Source organism: Chthoniobacterales bacterium, from assembly GCA_039930045.1.
Lineage (GTDB): Bacteria > Verrucomicrobiota > Verrucomicrobiia > Chthoniobacterales > DASVRZ01 > DASVRZ01.
Window position 1 is genome coordinate 83,906 of sequence record JBDSQB010000017.1, and the last position, 21,627, is coordinate 105,532.

Consider the following 21,627-nt stretch of genomic DNA (forward strand, 5'->3'; position numbering starts at 1 on the left):
AAGTAGGACGACGCGACATCTACGCCTCGCGGGGTGGAGCCGTAAACAAAAACATTCCACTGAGGAAAGCGTGTCAATAAAGGCGGACTTCGAAAAGGCGCGCCTCGGCCACGCCGTGTGTCTGCTGGACGTCGATGCGGATGCGCCTGGCCACAACCGGGGTCTCCAGTTTGTGCGTCCTCTTTCTTAGAAAATTAGCCATTTCCTTCACGATCTCGCACCCGTCCACCGAAATAGTGTAAGAACGAACCAACTCAGGCTGTGCCCCGCGAAGAATAGCCCGATTGGTCGAAACGCTGAGCGAGAGTGTGAGTTCGCGCTGAAAGCCGGAATCGAAAGTAAGATGGATTTCCCTGATTTCAGATTCTTTAGGAAGCTCGAGTTCCACCCAAGCCGGCAGGCTCAGTGAGCGCCAGTGGTGAATCAGCCCGTCGGACCAAGAACCGAACTCTGGTGGCAGATCGCGCGTATGGCCGTCCTGGATCAGTCCGGCCTCAAACCCCTCAGTTGAATCCGAGGCGCTAACCTTTGCCGCTCGCGCCAAGTCGTTTGGATCATGGTTGTAGAGCGAAGGGATAAAAGCGTCATCTCTTAGCAACATCTGCTGAACCTTTGTCATCAAGGGGGCTCCAATAAGCTGTCGCATTTCACAGCCCTCGCGAATAGCCAAGGCAGCCGCTGTGCCAATGGCCTGGCCTACGATGGAGCAAGTTGCCATCACCCGAGTGCTCGCAAACGCCACATGCGTGGCGCTAATATTGCGACCGGCAAAAAGCAAATTTGAAACGTTCCGTGAGAAAAGTGCGCGGAGCGGTATCGTATACAAATGTGGCAGATGCGTGGGCGTAAAGGGCGGTTCCGTTTTTGCGTCCACACCGAGAGGAGGATGCAGGTCAATCGCCCAGCCTCCGTAAGCGACCGCATCGGGAAAGATTTGGCCTGACTGGAGGTCCGATTGCGAGAGAACATGGGGTCCGAGCAGCCTGCGCGATTCTCGCTTTCCCGGCACCATTCCGACCCAGTCGAGTGCCCAGTTTGCAGAGGCGGGGTAGTCGCCTGAGTTCTTGATGTAATCCCAGATTCCAACCGCGATGCGCAGAAGCTCGTGCCGGATCACTTCATTATCCCGAATCGTGTCGAGCTGTCCGCCCCACTCGAACCACCAGTATCCATACTCAAAGCCCTGAATGGGACGGCGAAAAAGATCCTCTTTCTGAAAGCGCCGCGCCCAAGAGGGAGTATGAAATTGCTGCGCGGAGGAGTATTCCCTCCCGGTCAGCAGGATTGAACTGCCCAAAGTCTGTTTATCGGCTGTCGGCTGCGCCAGACTTTCACCATATTGCTCTCGCGCCTCTCGACCGACATGAAAATCGGCCCCGGCTTCGGCACCAAGGGCGCAGTCTCCCGAGCAATCCGCAAAAATGGTGCCTTTGATTTCGAACAATTCCTCGGTCGAATGCCGCAGGGCTGAAACCGAGCAAATTAGGGTATCCTTCTTGCGGCAGGCGACAAGGGCGGTGTCCAGAAGAAGCGTAATGCGAGGCTCGGTCTTTAGCTTCTCATAGAGCAGGAGATCCCACTGAGAATAGCTGCGATGAGGGTTACGAAAAGAATCCTCCAGCCGCAATTCTTCAATGATTCCTGATTCGCGCGCGCCCGGCCGTCGCCCGTGGCAGTCTGCGCCCACGATGTGCATACGAATCTCGCTCGACGCATTGCCTCCGAGAACGGTGCGGTCTTGAATCAGCACGACCGAAGCCCCGTTCCTCGCGGCGGCGAGGGCGGCGCAAACACCTGCCATTCCTCCACCAACGACAACAAAGTCCGCTTCGAGCGGGACGACACGGATTCGAGGAGAGGAAAAAGCAGGTTTCATAGGATGAACCATTCATCATTCCTGCTCAGACGGAGAAGGCAAAGGCATCCGCGTCATACAGAACGCATACAGATTTGCATTCAGTCACCGCGCGTCATTCTCACGTTCTTAATCGCATAGACGCCGCCGGGCTGGTCAAACCGGCCGGCAATGCAGCCGAATTCCAGACCGATAACTTGAAGATTCCCAAGGCTTTGGAAAGCTTCGGGAAACGGTTGCCCGTCCACGAGGGCAGCACCGTTGGCGGAGGCGCTCCAAGTCTTGGTGTCGAGGTCGAAACGGATCGTAACTTCGTAGGTTTCGCCGGAGATCACGGGCATCGGCGAGGTGTCTTTTCCGGGAACCCACATTTTACCGTTCCGGAAAGAAACGGTCAGCGGGACCTGAGTCCAATGTTGCGGCAATCGTTTGCCTCCGTCTCCGAGCACCACGATGAACGTCCCCCCTTGAGCAGCCTCTGTTAAAAGCACTGTTTTGTAAGTAACAATGTATTTTCCAGAAGTCAGGTTAGCCGACCGGAGATCCCAAAGGACGCTGGCATTCGCCACCACCTCGGGATTCTTCTCGCTAGCGGCGACAGTCACAAGCGCATAAGGAGGCGCTAGTTGTCCAAGCTTTTCCGTGCCCAAAGCGATTGTGGAGGGCGGCACGATGAGGAGCGCGGTCGGACGTTCTAGCGGAGGCTCCGATTTTTTTTCGACGGAGATCTTCTTGCCGTCCGCTTCACGAAATGTGGTATCGACGAGAAGTTCGTTGGCGGTAGCTGACGCGGGGACTGCCAGCAGTCTAGCCACCATCAACGCGAGAAGGAGGTTTTGTTTTATATTTTTCATTCTAAGATAAATTCGCCCCAGGTGAGCGGGTAGAGCCATGCTTCCATGGGTTCATCATCCGCGAGACCTGTCTGTTTGTTTGACCAATAAGTGCGGGCGATGTTTGCAAGTCCGGAAGAGTCAGAGGAAATCCAGCCAAAGTCGCCTTTCAGACGGGTGCCAGATCTAGGTTGGATCGCCAGGTCACGCCACGGGACAACGGCGCTAACCTGATAACCGGTCGCGGTCTTTTCTGCATTGAGGTTCGCGGTCCTCAAGGGCTCTACACGGGCAAATCGCCGAGTTCCAACTGGTGAAGAATAAGTTTTTGCGGCGTCGGCGGGAGCACCTGAGTCGAACGGACGCATGAGAATGGCGACAGGTTTGCCTTCAAAAAATGAGATGAGGAGCCGTTGGTCGCCTTCGTTGGGATCTTTGCGGTTGCCAAGCGGTCCGATTTGGAGATCGACAGCGTCGCCTGTCTTGAAAAGGCGGAGCGGGTCTTTGCCTCGATTTGCCATTGGCGTGGTGTCGGCTACTTCGAAGCGAACGTAGAGATTTTCGTCGTCATACGCGAGTCGGACTGCCGCGCTCTCGGGGAAACCTTCCTTTTTGATGGGAATGGACGGAACCTCGCTCCACGATTTGGTTTCGAAGGGGCTGGCTTTCAGCAGGGTCGAGCGAGTGATGTGGCAGGAGGCGGGCTTCGTCTCCGGCGCGGTGTCTGGTTGTTTCCCGACCGCTAGGTCCGCCTCAGTCACGGTGAACGTGGTGCCATCGAAGTGCCGGATCGTATCGAGGCCGGTGATCTTCACCACCAGGCTGGCGAAGTGGGAAAGGCTGGTATTCATCCTCACAGAGCCGTCTTTCAGCTTCCCGAACCAACCGCTAAATGGTTCCCCTCCCTCGCTTAGATGGGCCACTGATGTTCCCTGAATCTTAGCTATTGTATTCGGGAGGGATTGCGTCGGAAACCGCCGGTCGCGGAAAAGCGCGCCGACGTTCAATCCGTCCGCGGTGAAGAAGTAGTCTTCGCCGAGGTTCCCCCGAATCGCGAACACAGTTCCTATCTCGTCGGAAATTTTCGCGGAACCCATTATTTTCAGCGGGCCGATGATAAGGCCTGGCTCCGGCATTGGCGCGAGATGAGAACCGTGCACGCCAGGATAGCGGTTTGGATAGCTCCACTTTATTTCTCCGGTTTTGCCATTGATTCCGGCGAAAGTCACTCCCGCGTTTTTCGCGAGTCCGTTGGTCTTGATTCCTATGAGCGTTTTATCTCCGGAGAGGGGCATGGGAACGAGGTCGGGGGAGGTATCGGTGACGAGTTCGATTCCGGCCGAACTGTAAACCGGCGCGCCTTTTTTTGTGAAGGAGATAGGACGTATCCGGTAAATGCCCTGCGTGTAGAAGGCGAGCGTGACGGGGTCGATGGCCGTGTTCCATCCCGAGCCAACGGGGATGGCGGGTGTTATCGGGCGCGCGCCCTTGAAAGGTGCGGCGGGGATGATCTCGCATTCGTCGCGCTGCAGGCGACCATCCTCGTTTTTGTCATTCCAGAAAAATCCGTCCCAGGCGCTGAGCCCAGCGAATTCTCCAGAGGGTGCGGCGATCACTTCGATGCCTTTCGGCCCCACGTCGCCGGAAATCTGACCGACCAGCCCGGTCGCGGCGACGGGGCGCCACGTGCCGCCGTCGTCCTCCATGAAAAGCACGCTCGGATTGGCGTAACTGTAGCTGGGAATCTTGAAAAGGAACTCGCGTTCCACGCCGCCCGCTGCGCTGCGGAATCGCACGGGCATGGCGTTGGTGCGCGGACTGACGTCGAAGGTCGGCGGCTCGTCAGCTCGCGCCGGGTCGGATTTCCAGAGGATGCGGGCCACCGCATAGCCGCCGTTTTTGCGATCAAGCTTGATTTCCATCGGTCCCATGTAGGCGGTATCGGGATCGTCGGCGAAATAACCCCCGACGCCATTGTAGCCCGTGGGGCCGATATAATCGCGTACGAGTTGGCCGTCGCGATTCCACACGGAAACGCGGCGCGGATAGAGCGTGTGCTCGGTGGCCCAGATTTGGCCTTTCGCATCGACGGCGATCGACGTCACGCTGTTCAATGCTTCGGGCAGAAATTTTCCCCGGATGGGGCGTCCGCCTTTTAGTCCGGCCGTGTAAACTAGCCGCCCGTCGCGGTTGTAAGCCTTAATTTGCTGATCTTCTCCTGCATCGAAGATGAGTGCATTTCCATCGGCATCCACGGCTAGGGCACCAGGCTTTTTCATACCGGGCGTCACAATCGGAGAAAACGCGCCATCCTTGGCAAGAAGACCGAGCGCTCCGTCCATGATCGCGACTAGCGTTCCATTCGCGTCATAAGCGAGGGAGGAAATGGTTTTTCCCGTCGCGATACGAGAGCGCGTCTGCGCGGATTCGCCGTCGAGCAGAATCACCTCGCCTGACGCGAAAGCCAGGGCAAGTTCTCCCTTGCCCGCGGCCATAGCGGTAATGTTTTCTTCGCCTGTTCCAATCGCCTCCGCAAGCGGCAAGGGAAACGGGCGCTCCTTGCCGTCGAGCCGGAATGGGTGATAGCCACCATCTTTGGCCGAGAGGCGGAAAAGTTTAACCCCACCAGTTTCCTTTTGCATTTCGGGATTCAGGATGCCATAAACCGCATCGCCGTCCGCGGCCAACGGATCTGCCCCGCGCAGTTCGCCCCAGATTTTCCGGCCATCGGGACCGATCCCGATGGTAGCACTGCCGCCCTCGGAAAAGTTCCAGCTTACGATCATGTGGTCTCCCGCTGCGGCGATGTGTTTCGGCTCCAGATGATTGCTGCCCCAAGACCCGCTTCCATCGTATGTTTCCCAAGGCGGCGTCCCCGGATTGTAGTAGGTCGTGTCGTAGATCGCATCCAGACCTTTATGCCACAAGCCTCGCACTCGGTATGTCCCGGGTTTGACGAGGTTGCCGTTGTCATCGCGGCAGTCCCACCCGGCTTTGATGTGGAAGTTGCCGTCTTTTTCCAACGCGGCGAATTCCTCGGGTGACCGGTCGGCGATTAGATTGCGAATGCGATGATTTTTCTCGTCTTCGATGACGAGGGTAAATTTCTTCGCTTCCTTAGGAATATCCGCGTGCGTTGTTAGCGCGCCGGTTTCCGCGACCGACGCCGCACGGTATTCGCGCAGGGGCAGATTTCCTTTCGCGAGCAACTCGATGTCACCCCAAGCCTCTTTCGTGAACCAGAAGAAAAGCCGCTTCGTGATCCCCTCCTGCATATTGTCCGCATAACGGGAAATCGGCCAGCCTTTGCCGGTGACATCCCCCCAGATGAACTCAAAGCCGACCCGAATCTTCGATCCCGCCCGCATTTCCGGCTTGTCCTTGTAAAGTAGCTTCCAAGGCAGGCGAATTTCCTGCGTGTAGCCGCCTTCTTCCTTGCGAAAGGCCATTGCGACACCGTCGCCGAGTTCCACATTTCCCGGTTTTCCGAAATACTGGGTCGCGTCCATGCCCTCCCGAACCTTGTCTGGGTTTTTCCAGCGTTCCAACAGGATGTTGGAGGTGTCTTCTTTGTTAAAATGCCAAGCCGTGATCCAGAGCGGGTGATCTGTCAGGACACGCATCTGAACGGAGTCGCTTTTCCAGCCGTCTTTCGGATCATATTTTGGGTCGATTTCGTTGTGAAGGGGCGAGGGATCGCGCCACCGTAGGGCGAGATAAAGGTTCTCCGCGTCCCACATTGCCGCCGTTTCCACGGAATATTCTTTGCGTATCTGAATGTCGCTGAAGCTTTGGATCCGTCCGCTGAGATCCCAATCGTTCAGGCTGCCGTCAATCGTAACAGGGCCTTGCGAAGGCAAGGCGGGAAGACCGGTATTCTGGCTCTGTGAGCCAATCATGTTTAGGCCTCGCATCCCGTCTTCCTGCGCGTGAAGGCAAGCAGTGGCGATGAGCGCGGAGAATGAGAAAAGAGAAAAAAAGAATAATCGCATAAAGATCGTTTTATTACTGTAACGGCAACTCCACGGGCACAGGCTTCGCATCCAGCGGCAGATAGAGGAGCCATTTGCTTCCGTCCGCGGCAGGGGGAAACGGAAACGCCACCCCCATCTGAATCGAATCCCCTTTACTTAGGACGGTCACGACATCCAGCGGACCGAAGTACGGCTTGCGAGGGACCGTCGAGAGAGCCTGGATTTTCTTTCCCGTCGCGGCATCCTGTAGCCACGCACCCGCCAAGGAAAAAGCCGGCGCCAAGGGATCGGGGTCTTCGGAGGTGGGTTTGGGCGCTACACCATGCAGAGCGAGTTGATTTCCCACGGCATAAATTTGCACCGCCACTACAAGCTCGCCGGTCCCGGCGTGCGCGGCTTTTGCTACAGTGAATCGGGCTGTTTGAGCATGAGCCGACACGACAGTTAGGCAGGCAATGGCCAAAAAAAGGTTCTTCATATTCATCATAAAGGGACATCCTCCACTTGCACGATCCTCCAGCGATATGGGAGGGGGTAGGTCATCGCCGGATGGTAGTCGGCGTCTATTGGATCGTCTTCGGTGTTCACGATGCCATCGGGACCGGGATTGACCGAGTTGCCTGGTACGCCGTCCTTTCCGGTTTCGATGTAACGCTCGATCACATAGCGGCGTCGGATTTCGCCTGTCACCGAATCGGCCGCTTGGAAATGGCCGTAATCGGAATTCTTCGGCGATTTCCTGATGGTCTGTGCCACCACCCAAACCGAGAAAACATTGCTCTGTGTCGTCAGTCCGCCGACGATCTGACGCACGACATCGTTTCGTGAGCGAGCGTTCGTATCGACCCCGGCATAGGTGTAAGCGGCGATTTCTGGGATGTTCGAAATTTCGCCCGCTATCATCATAGAACCATTCGAGGCCAGATAATTCTGTACTCCGGCCGCCAGTGCTTTTTCATTGACGGTTTTCTGGATCGATTCGCCGGACGTATCGTATTGCGTGGATGCCTTGATTCCGAAAAAGAGCGCTTCGAGTGGGGCCGTGCGTTGGGGGGGAGTCTGAGAAACACCAGGCACGGATTCTCCAAAGGGATAAGGAACTCGCGGATTGTTGATATTAATGCGCCCCTCGGTAGATCCTCCGCCGGTCAGCATACGGATCTGGGGCAGCGCTCCGCTCCCAGCCACCGCCGGACGCTGTGGAAGAAAGGGTACGGTAAAGAGGTCGAGCATGGCCCAGTCCGGATAGCGTCCCAGCGCTGTCGCCTGGCCCGAACCAGAAGTGGGTGTGAAGGAAAGGGAACGCCACGGGGTGCCCGCGTTGCCCGAATCGGGTAGAATGCCGGTCCGAACGGAATTCAAGGCCCCGACCGATGGAAAACGGGCGAGCTTGGGCATTTGGATATCCTGCCTCGGAAGCCAAAGCGACAGTGGGTCGCCTCCTGCACTTGGTTTGTAACCGGGGTTGTCGCCATCAAAGGATTGCGGTGCGGCGATACTCCCGGGAGGAAAATTCGCGTCCACCGCGCCAGTGCCACGCCGGTCGTAGGAACTGGTGGTCACGTTCGCCAACATCGTTATCTCGGAGGAAGAGGGATTGGGAACGGCTTCCCAATCGCCGGGATTCTTGTTCACGAGCGGGTCTCTCACCCGCAGCAGATAACCGCCGATGCCCGGCGAAGTGACGCTGAAATCCACCGGGAGCACTGCCCCGAGGATGGAGGCAGAAATCAGCGTGGCTGATTCTGCAGTATAGGTAGGACCTCGAAGACTTTCGAGCGGCGCAAAATCGATTTGTCGCCACGTCCCGCTTGATTCGTTATGGGACCACAGGGCGAAGCCTCCTACCGCTTTCATTGACGATAAACCGGGTTTGGACGGATAGAGAAATGAGCGATTGATATTTGCAATTGCGTGATACGATCCAGGATACCAGCTCTGCGTCGTCTGAGCCATGCTCGTCATCGTCAGGGCCGGGCGCACGCCGGTCTGTCCGAGCAGGGACCCGTCATATTTTGTGGTAGCCGCATTCAGACGGTAAGGATGATAGGCCGCCGCTTTTGCCTGATCCGGATCGGCGACGCCGGATGGAATCCCTCCTGGATTTCCCACGAGATCGAAACCGGCTGTGGCCGAGGAGCCATCCTGAATTCTCAGTAAATTGTCTCCCCATCTGCCTCCAAGCGCGGCATCGGCCGTGGTGAGCGACGAGGTTACCGTGGGACGGTCTTGGGAGTTAAGGGTATGGGGGGATGACGTGTTGCCGACATTCCAGAGAGAAGGGTCGGTGCCGTAGGGAGATTGGAGGGGTGCCCCTTCGTAGTAGCGAGGAAACAACATCTCTACATTGACGCGAAACTGCGCGCTAACGATCGGCGTGCCCGAGACGCTGCTGGGCGTGCCCGATACCTCCATGTATACCTCGTTGAACAAGGGCGATCTGCCTATCCCGCTGACAAGCTGTGAACTGCGAAAACCGAGCGGCATGATCGACGGCAAAGTATAATTCCTGCCCTGATCCGCCATCCAGCAGGATGCGACGATATCGTGAATCTGGAGGGTGATGCTGTCGATCTGGCGAGCGGTATACTTTGCGGAAAAACCCCCCGCTGCACCGCTGAAGCGTGGCCAGATGACCGCCTGATTCTGGGAATTCTGGCCCGCGAGATATGCGGCGGCCCGCATCGCTGTGGGGAAATTTCGGCTGGTGGACGAGAAGGACTGGGTAGCATTCGGCTTGCGAAACTCCACGAAATACTGACCGAGGGATGCCGAGGAGCCTGTGACCGTACTAGGCGGCAGTTGGGTGCTTGTGGGGTAGACGTGAGTTATCGGTGCAGAAGCGGCGATGATTGCTGTATCGGTCCAATAAGCGTCCGGACTTCCCTGCGGAGCGTAATAACCGAGCATCATGTTTCGTGTCTCACCCGCTGCGGTGCGAATGCCTGGGAAGAGCTGAATCCGAGGTTCTCCGAAGATATTCAAATCCGGGCTGCGGCTGTAATTGGTGATGTTAAATTTATTCTCCTCGAAAAAACCCGGCGGCACGCTGTCGGCGCGGCCCACTTCCGCAGTGGAGTTAAACCCCTTTTCTGTGGCATATTTCGCGATGGCCGCGGCGATCGTCTGACTCGAGCCGGGCAGGCCCGCAAGACTAATTTCAGAAGGCGTGCCAAAGCCGAAACTTTGCGTCCGGTCCTCCTTTTTGCTGCCGTCCGCCGTATTGATATTCACCTTGCAACTCTCGTCATCCGCCCAGAATGCGATTCGCCCCACCAAAGGATTGTTCCTGGCCGGTGGCACGTCGGGGTCAGCCGTCAGTTCAATCCAGCCCACTTTCATATTGCCCGATGCCGCGATGGGGTAAGAACCGGAGAAAGAAGGTTCGTTGAGATCCACATTGCGAAGATTTTTCGTTATAGGATCGTCCGCTCCTGGCAGACCGGAAAAGAGATCGACGGCAGATTGGGTGATTTGCCCGCTCGCATCCATCGTGAAAAGGTGAACTCGTCCCGGCTCCGACGCCCAGGCATGCCTTGGCTGCAAGCCTGCTTCCGTGCCTTCGCGAATGCGTTCGAGCGCGATATCGGCGCCAAAATCCGCGAATAGCCCGGCTTGGTTGCGGGCCAAATTCAGAGAAGACGACATCCGTTCAGATTTCGCTACAGTCAGCAGCGTCACGGCAAGCACGGTGATCAGGACGATGACGGCCAGAACGACGATAAGGGCGCTGGCGTTATAATGCCTGTTTGGGTGCATCAATATCCTCCGTAAATGCGGAACTTCCGAGTGAAGACCCGAAGGCTTTTGACCCCGGGATTGGCCTGCCGCACCGCGTCTGCAAAAGCATTGGTCTCTAGCTCAAAGCTCGATGGGGAAGTCGCGCCAGTCGGTGGCAGACTCACAATGCGCAGCACGTCGGTGGGAGCCACGCAGACCAGCGCGATCTCGACAAACGGAGGCAGTGTGAGATAGCCGGACGGGTAGCGATTGATGCCGTCCGACCGGTATCCGGCGCGCGAATCGAAATGATAGCCCGCAGTGCTTCCAGCCGCATTGAGGACGATGGGGTTCCCAGTGCGATCCAAGCACCGCACCCACATCGCCAGCACGCCATCGGCAATCCATCCCTTGTAGGCGTCGTCCTTGTCTGTCTGCGCGCTTTGCGGGGCGAACTCGCGCACGATGGTCGGCGTAATCCACTCATTCGGCTTGTCGTAGATGAGGTAATTGCTAGAAGCACCCGCCACTTCCGGGGAAATGAAGACGCGCCGGAGTTGAAAGCGGGATTGAGAGCCGTTGGCTTGCAAGTCGCTCAGCACGCAATATCCCACAATCGCCAGATTGCCGTTCGTGGCCGCACCGCCGTGCGCCAGCGGAGCTTGCCAGAAGATTGAATGGGGTTGGCAAAGCTCTCCTGCCAGCCCGTCCGGATTTGAAATGAACTGCAAGCTGTTGGTCGCGCTCCTCGACCAGGGCAGGGACGCAATCGCGATGTCTCTTCCGATGAGATCGAACGCCTCCCGGCTGATACGCTCCACCTCAAGGCGCGTGGAGGCTTGGGACGAAACCCGTCCGACGCCTTCCACGACCGAGGCAAGAAGGACGGCCAGCAACAAGAAGATCGTGGAGGCAACCAGCACTTCGATGAGAGTGAAGCCTTCGTTTTCCTGTGGCGGACGCAATCGACGACTATTCATAAAGGGCATTGCCGATCAGGTAGGGCCGTGAGGTCGAGGGATAGGAAGGAGCCGGATAGGAAATCTCTACCTTCCATATCGAGAGCCTGTTCGTGTTAGTAACGCCAGCCTTGTTCGCTGCAACCCGGTGCGAGACTGCACGGAAAGCGGCTTCCGGTGAAGTGTTCGCGACTGTGCTGCCGACTGCATTGAAAAACAATGTTAGATCGTTGGATGCTGTGAGGGATACGGACTTGGATCTCAGTTCGACATCCATTTCGCGAAGGATTGCGCCGAAAGCAGCGTCCCGCTGCGACTCGCGAGAGGAATCCAGCCCCACCCCGAAAAGAAAGATGATGCTCACGATGCAGAATGAAAACAGGCCGATCGACATCACGACCTCTATCAAGGTGAAACCTGCGGGCATGCCGCGGAATGTCGGCCAAGGTCGTTGATGGTTTCTCATGGTCATGCCACTCGGACGCGGCGGCTATTCAGAAATCACTTTCGTTCTTCCCGAGTTTTCCTGAACCAGCATCGTGTAGTCTATTCGCGAGTTTGCAGGATGACGACGCTGGAAGGTCAGGGCCGGGCCGATTCCCGCAGCGTCCACAGCGGCGTCTGGCTGAAAAACGATATATGAATAGCCGGCATCGACATAGCCGCCGTTCAGCTTCGCGGGCAAAGCACCGGCGGGCAGGCTGCCGGTGCCGGCGATATAGAAAGTCGCGTCGCCATCCCTCTTATAAGGCTCCATCAGAGCGTCCACTGGCAGGCGCATCCAAGGCGTCACGGCCTTAAGTTGTACCGCGCTTCCCGCTTGCCGGGTCAAAGAGACCAGCAGCACCGCCTGACCCAATGACTCGACATCATGTGCGGTGCCAGTAAGGACGATCAGAGCGACAGGCGTTCCCTTACTCATGGCTTCCTGGCGCGCGAGGACAGCGACACTGTTGAGGACGCTGACGGCCTTCGAAACATTTCGAGCTGGAAAGCTGCCTAGGCCCGCCACAGTCAGGGAACCCAGAATGGAGATCACAGCCATCACAGCCAGAAGTTCAACGAGGGAAAACCCGCACCGGGGATTGGATTTCGAATCAGTCATGAGCACCCCCCGGACGTGCGATTAGGGCCTGCTTTGCCCGCAGGAGCATCCGCAAAGAATGCATTTCTTCTTCCAGAGGCAGTAGCATCTCCGCAGCCCCCAGCAGGCTTCTGGCGTAGATGAGAAAATAGTCCAGCGAAGGTGTGGCTTGCGCTACTACCATCCCGAGATCCACTCCGGCGAAAAGGCGCGCCGAGGTTCCGCCATCGACGGACTCAATCATACCTTTCGTGCCGAAGATTCGCAGGTGATCATTCCCCCAGACTCCCGTGCCGCGGGGATTCAGGTAGTTCACTAGTGCACAGGCAAGGGCACCGTTTTCCAGAGTGCCGGAAAGTTCCGCAGCCATCCGCAGGCCGCCCCGGCTGAAGCCTGCGAGTTGGATCTCGCGGGCACTTAAAGTCTTTAACCGGAGGCCCGACACCTGCTCGATCATGCGCACCGCATGAATACCTGCCTGAAGGGTTAATCCCCCATCGATGTCCTCATCGTCAGGCCGGTTCGCATGATACGGATAGGATTTTTGCGCAAAGACTTGGGCCACTCCGCCGATTTTCCCGGCGGCAATGGCATCCCGCATGGCCCGCCAAGGCTGGGCGAAAGCCGTGCCCGCCGTTTCGCGAAACGATCTATCAAATCGGGACGCAGTTTCCAGGATGCGATCAAGATCCCGCTCGTTCAATGCGCACGGCTTCTCAGCGTAAACATGCTTTCCAGCCGCCAGACAGCGGATCGCGTCCTCCGCCTGATCCGCACGCCGGGGGGAGCACAATGAGATCAAATCCAGCGAATCATCCGCGAGAAGCTCACCCAGAGACTTAGCACTCACGACGCCCCGGGCTTCCTGCGGAATCTCGATAAGCGCTGCCGCTCCGATTTCCACGACGGGGTTTTCTTTGAAGAACCTCGTTAACGGGTGCCCGTTAGCACCGTATACCCCGATGCGCAGCTTCCGGGCTGACACGAGGGAAGATTTTTGTCTCTGGGGAGAGGAAATCACGGGAGACGCCTTTCTAACGCGCTCCCCGTTGCAACCTTCGGCGGAAAACCCACATCATAACCATTCCTAAAATCAAGATCGCCCAAGTCGAAGGCTCAGGAATGGCAGAAATGCCGTTAAGCACGATCGAATTGCCCACCAGCGACAAGGTGGGAGTGACAGTGGGCGTAAATCCCAGCCCTGAGTAGTCGAAGTCCGGCGTTAGATCAAGCGTTGCTCCCGCTGTCGTGAAGGTGAACAACGTCATGGTTCCACCGTCCTGAAATCCGCTCGCCAAGGTGAGGTTCCAATCATTGTTCAGCGTCAACGTAGTATTCGCTTGCACCAGGTCGCCACCCTCAAAGATCGCCGTGGCTCCCGCCGTGCCGGCTCCACCCGCGAGAGTGAGGCTGGAAGCGAAGGTGAGTGTGCCGGGGCTTGTGCCGGGGGAAAGAATACCGCCGTCGTTCACCGTCGTTGCGCCGCCGATAATCCCCGTGCCGCCAAGTTTCGCGCCTAAGGCGACGGACACATTACCCGTGGCAAGGCTTTGATCGCCGTTTATCAGCAGGGTTCCCCCACTGACCGTTGTTGTGCCCGTGTAACTGTTGTTGTTGGAAAGGGTAAGAGCGCCGGCTTCCGATTTGGCGAGCGAAAGGATAAAATTAATATTGCTTGCGCCATTTGACACAGCACCCGAAATCGAAGTGTTTCCGGCACCTTTGACGTTGATGGTGCGGCTTGCAGCCACGGCGGCCGTCAAAGCAACGTTTCCTGCGATACTCAGGTTGGCGGTGGTACTGTTGTTGACGAAATTAGTATTACCACCGTTTAACAAATTGGCGTTGATCGTTTGATTATTCGTCACGCCGGAATTGATCGTTATATTTGGACTTGGAGTGCCGCTGCTGTTGAAAGTGATTGATCCGGTTCCCGGCGCGGTGCCGAGTGTATAGGCTGCTGCGTTTGAGGTATTGAAAACAATGCCAAGAAGGACAAGGTTTCCAGTGTTGATCAGAGTGTTACCATTCCCTGCGTTGTCAAAGGTCGCTGTATTTGTCGATGTAGGCACGGGTGAGGTGGACCAGTTTGTTGTAGTGCCCCAAGCGTTGCTCGGCGCGCCTAACCCTGTCCACGTGGCGTCAACAGCCTCTGCGGAATTTACAATGCACAGAACCACTACGACGGCTGCCAAAACCCGAATGAATGGAGGGGGGATTTTCATAAATCCAATTCTCGCTTTTTCTTGCTATGGGGGCAAGTGATAACCGTGTATACAGATCTCATACACTTTTGACACCAAAGGTCGGCGTCCAACCTCTGGAATAGCGGAGAGCACCACATAATCCGCGAATCGGTCGCCGCTGCGTCCAAACCGTCGCTGCGAGTAGAAGAATACCGCCTGCCCAAGTAGCAGGCTCGGGCACCGCCGTCATTGTCACTTCGTAGAAGCCGGAATCCAAAGCAATCTGGCTAACTCCAACGGCCGAGCCATTGAAGGTGAAGTCACCAGCGGCAATGAATGACGACATATCGGAATTGAATACCAGGCGATCATCGGTCCCATCCACGCCGCTGATCGTAGTGCCGTTCGTGGTGGTGTTGGTGTAGCCGATGATGTTCAGCTTGAAGGCGTTGCTCGGATCGATGAAATTGGTAAAGACCATGGTGCCGATGGTGCTGCTGCCGAAGTCCAGCGTGGAGTTGCTGGTTAAGGTCAACGCGCCAAAGCCCGCGACGCTGGTTGCAGAAGCAGTTGCATAAGCACTGTTTGTGGTGGTGACTCCGCTCTTGGAAATAGCCGTTCCTTCCAGGACAGGACTGGCTCCAGAGATGGCGATGGTGCCTCCGATGCTTCCAGTAGTCGCGCCACCAGTGCCCAGCGAGACTCCCGCCGAGTTGTTGACCCGATTGGAGATGCCGCCAGGCGTTCCTCCTGTAGTTGTAGCACCGGTCAGGAGCAGAGTGCCGCCGTTATTGACCGTAATTGAAGAAGTGCTGCCCAATGCGTTATTGGAAGTGGAGTCCAGCGTGCCGCCATTCGCGGTCGCACTGGTAATGAGAGGGGCTCCGGCCGCTGACGTGCCGATCGTGGTCGCGCCGGTAAATGTATTCGCCCCGGAAAGCACCCAGGTGCCTACACCGGCCTTGGTGACACTGGTGAGATTGCTGGTGCCACTATTGTTGGCGATTACTTTCGAAAACGTGTTCGCGCCCACGTACGTGCCACCTAAGGTGAGGAGTCGGGTTTGGGTGCCCGCACTCCCTGAACTGGTGCCGTAGGCCAAAGCCACGGTATTATCGATGGAGAGTGTTCCAGTGCCGGATGACTCAATCGTTGCACCGCCACCCGCGCCACTGCTGAGGGTAAATCCCCGGTCGATGGTTACATTGGAACTCCCGGTGTAACGTAAAGTGGCTGCGGGCGCACCGAAAACAAGACTGGCAGCCGCGTTGGAGGAAGCGCCAATACTGCTGTTGCTACTGCCGCTGGCCAGAACGGCTGCTTCTAACACGCCCCCGTTGATGGTCGTTATTCCAGTGTAGCTGTTGTTGTTGGAAAGGGTGAGGGTGCCGGTTTCCGATTTGATGAGCGAAAGGGTAAAACCGCTGACGTTTGTGCCGTTTGACACAGAGCCTGAAATCAATGTGTTTCCGGCACCTCTGACGGTCTCGGTGCGACTGGCACCCACGGCGGCCGTCAAAGCGACGTTTCCTGCAATACTCAGAGTGGCGGTGGTGCTGTTGTTGACGAAACTAGTATTACCACCGTTTAACAAATTGGCGTTGATCGTTTGATTATTCGTCACGCCAGAATTGATCGTTATATTTGGACTTGGAGTGCCGCTGCTGTTGAAAGTGATTGATCCGGTTCCCGGCGCGGTGCCGAGTGTATAGGCTGCTGCGCCAGTATTGAAAACAATGCCAAGAATGAGAATGTTTCCAGTGGCAATCACAGTGTTACCATTCCCCGCGTTATCAAAGGTCGCTGTTTGTGCCGATGTAGGCACGGGTGAGGTGGACCAGTTTGTTGTAGTGCTCCAAGCATTGTTGCTTGGCGAGCTTAAACCGGTCCACGTGGCGTCAACAGCCTGCGCGGAATTTACAATGCCCAGAACCGCTGCAACGGCAGCCGAGACGCGAATGAATGGAGGGAGAATTTTCACAAACTCAGCCTCATTTGACTTTGCATCGTCAACAAGAGATAACCATGTATACAGAACTCATACACTTCTGTGGAAACAGGCACGGCTTCGAGGCGGCGACGCTTGGTGACAAGCGCCGGCTTCGCTATTCGGGAGGGTGGATGCGAATGCGCAAATCCTCGAGAACGTCGCCTTGTTGAGGGACGATATCCAAGGCGAATTGCCAGCGCCATTGCCTGTGATTGCTTTTGAAAACAAGGCGGTTCCATCCTTTCTCAAGCTCTGTTTTCACCATGACAGGCGCTACTGCGATCATGCCGGAGCTAATTTCGTGTCCGTTCATCCAGGCGGTGAGATGATTTTTTCCGGAAATCCCCAGCGATACCACGCGCAACGAGACCGAACGTTGACGGTCGCTGTAAATCCAGCGCGCGCCGTAACAAACATCGTTCGTCTGGAAGAATGAGACCGCCGAGATATCCAACGCCCCCTCGGCAGGGCCGCCAGCGTAACCCGTGGCGGCAAAATACCGCTTCCAGAGAATCGGATGGCCAGGGATAACCTCTTGGAGGGCGCCGAATCCTTCGCCGCGCGAGAAGGCGTCATCCACCGGCAGAGCTCCCCCCTTGGGATTGAATTCGATTCCCTTCCAGCCGTTTCCTCCCGCATTGCCGACGCCCACGATCCAGGGTGCCGGGATGCTCACCGTGCGCGAGAGGGACCCCGCCTTAAGTGCAAACCGGTTCGTCAGGCGGTCGGGAGTTCCTTCCACAACGAAAAAGCCAGTGGCCGCGGATTTCTCTGCGGTGACGATCTTCCAGCCGTCGGGCGGCTCCAAGGAGGCCCCGGCACTGCTGCCGCCGGGAATTTGATGTTCATAGGAGATTCGGAAAGTCGCGGTCTCACCCGAGCCAGAGGCGGCCTGCTCTTCGACCCACCAAGAGAGCGTTTCCTGCTTGTCGTTCCAGAATTTCGGAATCCACTCGGCCAGCAGCAGTTGCGCCGCCTTGCTTTCCCCGAGTCCTTCCAGCATTCCAGCGGCGATGGAAACATGTCCAGCCTGATTGGGATGGACGAGGTCGACCGTCACGGAAAATTCCGGGTCGCGCCGCCGGCCTTCGTTCAGCATTCGGTTCATGGCTTCGTGTGTTGGCAGAACCAAACAATTCTCCGACTTCGCGATGGCCTGAATTCGTTCGATCAACAACCGCATTACCCGGTTCTTGGTCGAATTTTCGTTTTCGGTGCAAAGGGTCGGCGTGGCAATGGCGAAAACTCTCGGATGCGCCCGCGCCCGCAAGTCGCGGATGAAATTTCGGTAATTCTCGGCCCATTTATCGAGTGCTTCCGGTTTTTCGGTGAGGCGCGGTGACAGCACGTTATTCATGCCCAGCATGACGACGATCACTTCCGCCCCCCGGTCCAGAGTCTCTTTCACATCTACATTCGGAACATCCAGAATTAACGGCTCCGTGCGACTCTTGAGTTCTACGTTTTGCCAGGATTCCAGCGTCTGCCCGCCACCGCCGAGTGAGATAAAATCACACTTCTTTCCTGTCTTCCCGAGCGTTTCCCGGATTAAGGGCGCCCAGCCTTTTGCCGCCTTCGCACCCTGAGCGGTGATGCTGTCTCCGATAAAAACGACGCGGTCATTGGCCTTCAGCGCGGATTCCGCAAAAAGACGTGGAGCCAGAACAACTAGCAAAAAGGCGACGGCACGGAAGGGGGTTGTTTTCATATTCTATAAGAGTTTATTTGCGGGGATTTAGTGTTGCCTCGAGCCATCGCCATGCGTAACGGTCGAAAGCCGGGGACCAGTCGTGAGCGGTGTTCGGCAGCGGGATAATCTGCTTCTCCCCACCAAGCGCCCGGTAAACGGCGTAGATGCCGGTCGGCGGGGAAACACGGTCGATCAAGCCTGCGTTCATCAGAACCGGGCAACGAACAAGCGGAGCGAAGTTGAGCACATCGAAATAGCCTTCAATGCGCAAGCTCGGCGATGGATCGGCGTTGCCGACAAAAGGACCGTCACCCGGCAATTTCGCCGCGTTGAGTCGATCCGTGTCCCGCAACCAAGGGAGATAGGCAAAATGGGTGATGGCGGGAATGGCAGCTCGAAAATCCGAATCAAAGGCTGCCACAATCAGAGTCAAACGCCCTCCCTGACTTCCTCCAAGGACCGCAAGCCTGCTTCGATCCACTGCTGGCAATAGCTTCAGGGCTCTCGCCGCCTGGAGAGCGTGCAAATAAAGGCCAAAGTGAGCTTTTTCCTCTGGATGTTTCGCCCCCATGTCGTCGGGAACAGGAGGGTATTCGGTCGCATCGACCGGAAAACCATGAATCTGGACGTCCAAGGCCGCGAATCCGTGTCTCGCGTGTTCGATTGGTATTGCACGTGCGACGTTGCCCGCGCCGGGCAACACGAGCAAAGTCGGGAACGGTCCGGGCCCGGGAGGTTTTGCGAACCAGCCTTCGATTGTTTTGCCGCCGTATGATGCAAAGCGGACTTTGTAAACCTCCACCTCGCTCACTCGCTCGCCTTCCGGATCGTAGTTCTCCGGCATGCGGGCCGACGTGACGTTATACCTGCCAAGTTCATCGCCTCGTAACACGCGCTCGAACGTTACTTGCGGGTCGGGCGGGATCGCTTCGAGATGCTTGCGAGCGGCGCTCCAGAATGCCAGAAAATCTGCGGGCAGAAGCGGATGGACTTTGGTCTCCGTCTCACGCCACCCAAATGTGGTCGCCGCCGGCAGCGTCTCATGCTCGTTAAGTTTGACCGCAACCCGCAAATCGAAGAAACCAGGTTCGAGTTTATCCCCGGGAATCGTGATCTCGAAGCTGTTGTCGAAACGAATCTTCGCCGAGCCGGAAAGAAAAGGTATGTCCACACGGTTCCGCGACACGCTCCATTCCAGGCTGAGCGCGCGTTGAAACGTGCGGCAGATGATGCGAGGGGAAGGCGGCCCGGGAAAGAGGAAGGTGTCGCTCTCTGGAGCGAAAAAAACCACGTCCCGCGAGCGCGGTGGAGAGGGCGCCGCCTGATAAGGGCCGAAGAGATTGACGGTCATCGCGATCAACCAAAGACTATTCATCTTTCCTCCAGCCAGGACCACTCGAAGCTGATTCACCCCGCCCGTCCGATGCAATCATCCAAGGCGCATCCGGACGCCAGATCACTCTTAAATGCCGATAGGGAATCGTTAGTTCGTTTGGCGTCCAGGATCCATCGAGAAAAGGAAGCTGTTCGGCTGGCAAACCATCGGCCTCCCAAATGGGACGCGGGTAGGAACGGCCGTTGACCGTTGCGTAGCGGAGCGAATCGTCCTCTGGCGAATAGCTAATCTCCAAGCGCGTGTCGCCGACAGCGTAACGAGTGTTCCGGACGCCGAAATGCCAGTAATCGACATATTTCGCAGCCAAAATCCGTTCCTGAAAAGCGGCAAAGCTTTCCTCGGCGGGCAAGCCGATCGTCAGTGCAAAGCCGTTGAGGGTGCGTGCCAGTTCGTCTTTCGTGAAACGGCGCGGTGCTCCCTCGTAGTTGAACAGCGAGACCTGCGTGTAACCAGGAACCTCCTCGATTCGGAGGGAGTCCGGCCCCCCCCAGTTCGAAATATTCAGAGCCCGTAACCCCAAGTAAACCCGGCCGTCGCGTACAAAGACGTGTCCGTCCCGTATCTCGACCTGCTCGGGGCGCCCGAAATGGCTCGGCAGCACCAACGCCAGCCGGAGCCGGGTCACTTCGCGCTCCGCGAGCTGGGGCTTGGGCCGGGCGAGCAACAGCGCGGTGCGTCCATCCTGCGCGACAGTCATTCTCAGGTGGTTGGGCTGGGCATGCTCGTCGGTGGGCACATCGTCATCGGTGAAGTAGCTCACGTAGGCGGTGCGCACATCCTCTGGGCCGCGCGCCGGAGCAGTCCGCCGGTATTGAAGGAAAAAACCGTCCGTCCAGCTTTCGCCCAGAGCGGAACCCAGCGCGAAATCTTCTTCCTGATAGTGCGTCAGTACTGGCTCACACGAGCGGTAATTTGGCAAACCGCAACCACGCTCGGCCGTGGCTTGCAGATGGAACGGATATTTCCGGTTTCGGCTCCACTCAACGAGATGGGCGGGAGCCTCCGCCTGGGCAGAAGCGGACCAGCAGAGCGAGCCGAGCGCGACCGGCCGCTCGTTGTGCTGATGGAGCAATCGGATAGGATCGCGGCCCAATTCCTCCAAGGGATTCGGAATGACGGCGTCGCCCAGCGCCAACCAGAGAAAAAAATTCATTCCGCTGAGGTGGGCTGTCCGATCCTGCTGATACGTCCGCGAATAAGGGCCGCCCATCAGTCCCGTCGGCCAATGAAAATGGCCGAGAACGTCCGCCCAGATTCGTTCCACGCAGCGGGCGGCGAGGTCGCGTGCCTCAGGATGGCGGGCATGCTGGACGATCTCCGTGAGATTCACCAGAGTTAAGGGCGTGTAAACCGGACTGGTATATTCGCTCATCAGGCCTCGGCGGCTTAGGAGGTCGCCGAGTTGATGAAGATTCCAGAGACCGTGTTCTACCGCCCCCGCGTCACCAAAATACTCGCCGCCGAGGATCATGCCGAGCGAGGCCTTGGCCGGCATGTTGTCGTTGAAACCGTGAAATTGATAATCCGCCTGCCGGTTGCCAGGAAAATCCTCCAGGCCCGCCCGTGCCCAGCCTTCCAGCTTCCCGCGCACGGCTTCCGTCAGCTTCGCGCCGTGCAAGACGAGCATCTGGGTAGTGTGATTCGTGACAAAAATATCGAAGGGGGACGTGATTTCCATCTCGCTGCGCGGCCGGACATGCAGGCGGAACTCCAGCTTTTCCAGAATGCGGTTTGCAAGTTCGACGCTCGGCGGCTCTCCCGCCAGGAGTCCGAAGCAAAGCTGTAAGATCGTGCGCGTGAGGGTGGCGGGCCTTTCTTCCGTGAGCGTCCATTCGCCGTCCGCATCGAACCAGCGCGGGATCCATATCGCTGCCAGTTCCTGGGTCTGCTTGCAGCGGTGGATAAGGAAAGGATCGGAGGATTTCGTGGGTGTGTTCATG

14 protein-coding genes are annotated in these 21,627 nt (G+C 57.3%); all 14 read right to left on the reverse strand.

Annotated elements, in window-relative coordinates; translation table 11 throughout:
* Positions 1–73: 73 nt before the first annotated feature.
* The 14 genes from ABIT76_13610 to ABIT76_13675 all read right to left on the reverse strand — a co-directional run bounded on the left by ABIT76_13610 (position 74) and on the right by ABIT76_13675 (position 21,626).
* The gene (locus tag ABIT76_13610) at positions 74–1,876 is read right to left on the reverse strand and encodes an FAD-dependent oxidoreductase (GenBank protein MEO7934185.1); all 1,803 of its coding nucleotides are present in this window, start codon (positions 1,874–1,876) and stop codon (positions 74–76) included.
* 80 nt (positions 1,877–1,956) lie between these two features.
* On the reverse strand, positions 1,957–2,748 hold the full coding sequence (locus ABIT76_13615; GenBank protein ID MEO7934186.1) for a hypothetical protein: 792 nt from the start codon (positions 2,746–2,748) through the stop codon (positions 1,957–1,959).
* Positions 2,706–6,587, reverse strand: a complete 3,882-nt coding sequence (locus ABIT76_13620) for a sugar-binding protein (GenBank protein MEO7934187.1) — start codon at positions 6,585–6,587, stop codon at positions 2,706–2,708. Before ABIT76_13620 ends, ABIT76_13615 begins: the two co-directional genes overlap by 43 nt.
* 106 nt (positions 6,588–6,693) lie before the next feature.
* Positions 6,694–7,140, reverse strand: a complete 447-nt coding sequence (locus ABIT76_13625) for a hypothetical protein (protein ID MEO7934188.1) — start codon at positions 7,138–7,140, stop codon at positions 6,694–6,696.
* Positions 7,141–7,145: 5 nt separating this feature from the next.
* Positions 7,146–10,421: a hypothetical protein gene (locus ABIT76_13630; protein ID MEO7934189.1), complete on the reverse strand. Its 3,276-nt coding sequence runs from the start codon at positions 10,419–10,421 to the stop codon at positions 7,146–7,148.
* Positions 10,421–11,362 carry a prepilin-type N-terminal cleavage/methylation domain-containing protein gene (locus ABIT76_13635; GenBank protein ID MEO7934190.1) on the reverse strand — a complete coding sequence of 314 codons (942 nt, stop codon included), beginning with the start codon at positions 11,360–11,362 and terminating at the stop codon, positions 10,421–10,423. Before ABIT76_13635 ends, ABIT76_13630 begins: the two co-directional genes overlap by 1 nt.
* Positions 11,355–11,768 carry a hypothetical protein gene (locus ABIT76_13640; GenBank protein MEO7934191.1) on the reverse strand — a complete coding sequence of 138 codons (414 nt, stop codon included), beginning with the start codon at positions 11,766–11,768 and terminating at the stop codon, positions 11,355–11,357. The genes ABIT76_13635 and ABIT76_13640 overlap by 8 nt, the downstream gene beginning before the upstream one ends.
* A 63-nt stretch (positions 11,769–11,831) precedes the next feature.
* Complete coding sequence (locus ABIT76_13645; protein MEO7934192.1) at positions 11,832–12,446, reverse strand: prepilin-type N-terminal cleavage/methylation domain-containing protein; 615 nt, start codon at positions 12,444–12,446, stop codon at positions 11,832–11,834.
* The gene (locus tag ABIT76_13650; GenBank protein MEO7934193.1) at positions 12,439–13,329 is read right to left on the reverse strand and encodes a Gfo/Idh/MocA family oxidoreductase; all 891 of its coding nucleotides are present in this window, start codon (positions 13,327–13,329) and stop codon (positions 12,439–12,441) included. Before ABIT76_13650 ends, ABIT76_13645 begins: the two co-directional genes overlap by 8 nt.
* Before the next feature lie 130 nt (positions 13,330–13,459).
* A complete protein-coding gene (locus tag ABIT76_13655) occupies positions 13,460–14,650 on the reverse strand; it encodes an autotransporter-associated beta strand repeat-containing protein (GenBank protein ID MEO7934194.1) in 1,191 nt (396 codons plus the stop codon).
* A gap of 58 nt (positions 14,651–14,708) precedes the next feature.
* Complete coding sequence (locus ABIT76_13660; protein ID MEO7934195.1) at positions 14,709–16,382, reverse strand: autotransporter-associated beta strand repeat-containing protein; 1,674 nt, start codon at positions 16,380–16,382, stop codon at positions 14,709–14,711.
* Between the two features lie 334 nt (positions 16,383–16,716).
* Positions 16,717–18,309 (reverse strand): GDSL-type esterase/lipase family protein, encoded by a 1,593-nt coding sequence (locus ABIT76_13665; protein ID MEO7934196.1) that lies wholly within the window; start codon positions 18,307–18,309, stop codon positions 16,717–16,719.
* A 13-nt stretch (positions 18,310–18,322) separates the two neighbouring features.
* Entirely contained in the window at positions 18,323–19,687 is a 1,365-nt protein-coding gene (locus ABIT76_13670) for an acetylxylan esterase (protein MEO7934197.1), read from the reverse strand.
* Positions 19,659–21,626: a hypothetical protein gene (locus tag ABIT76_13675; GenBank protein MEO7934198.1), complete on the reverse strand. Its 1,968-nt coding sequence runs from the start codon at positions 21,624–21,626 to the stop codon at positions 19,659–19,661. Before ABIT76_13675 ends, ABIT76_13670 begins: the two co-directional genes overlap by 29 nt.
* Between the last annotated feature and the right edge of the window lies 1 nt (position 21,627).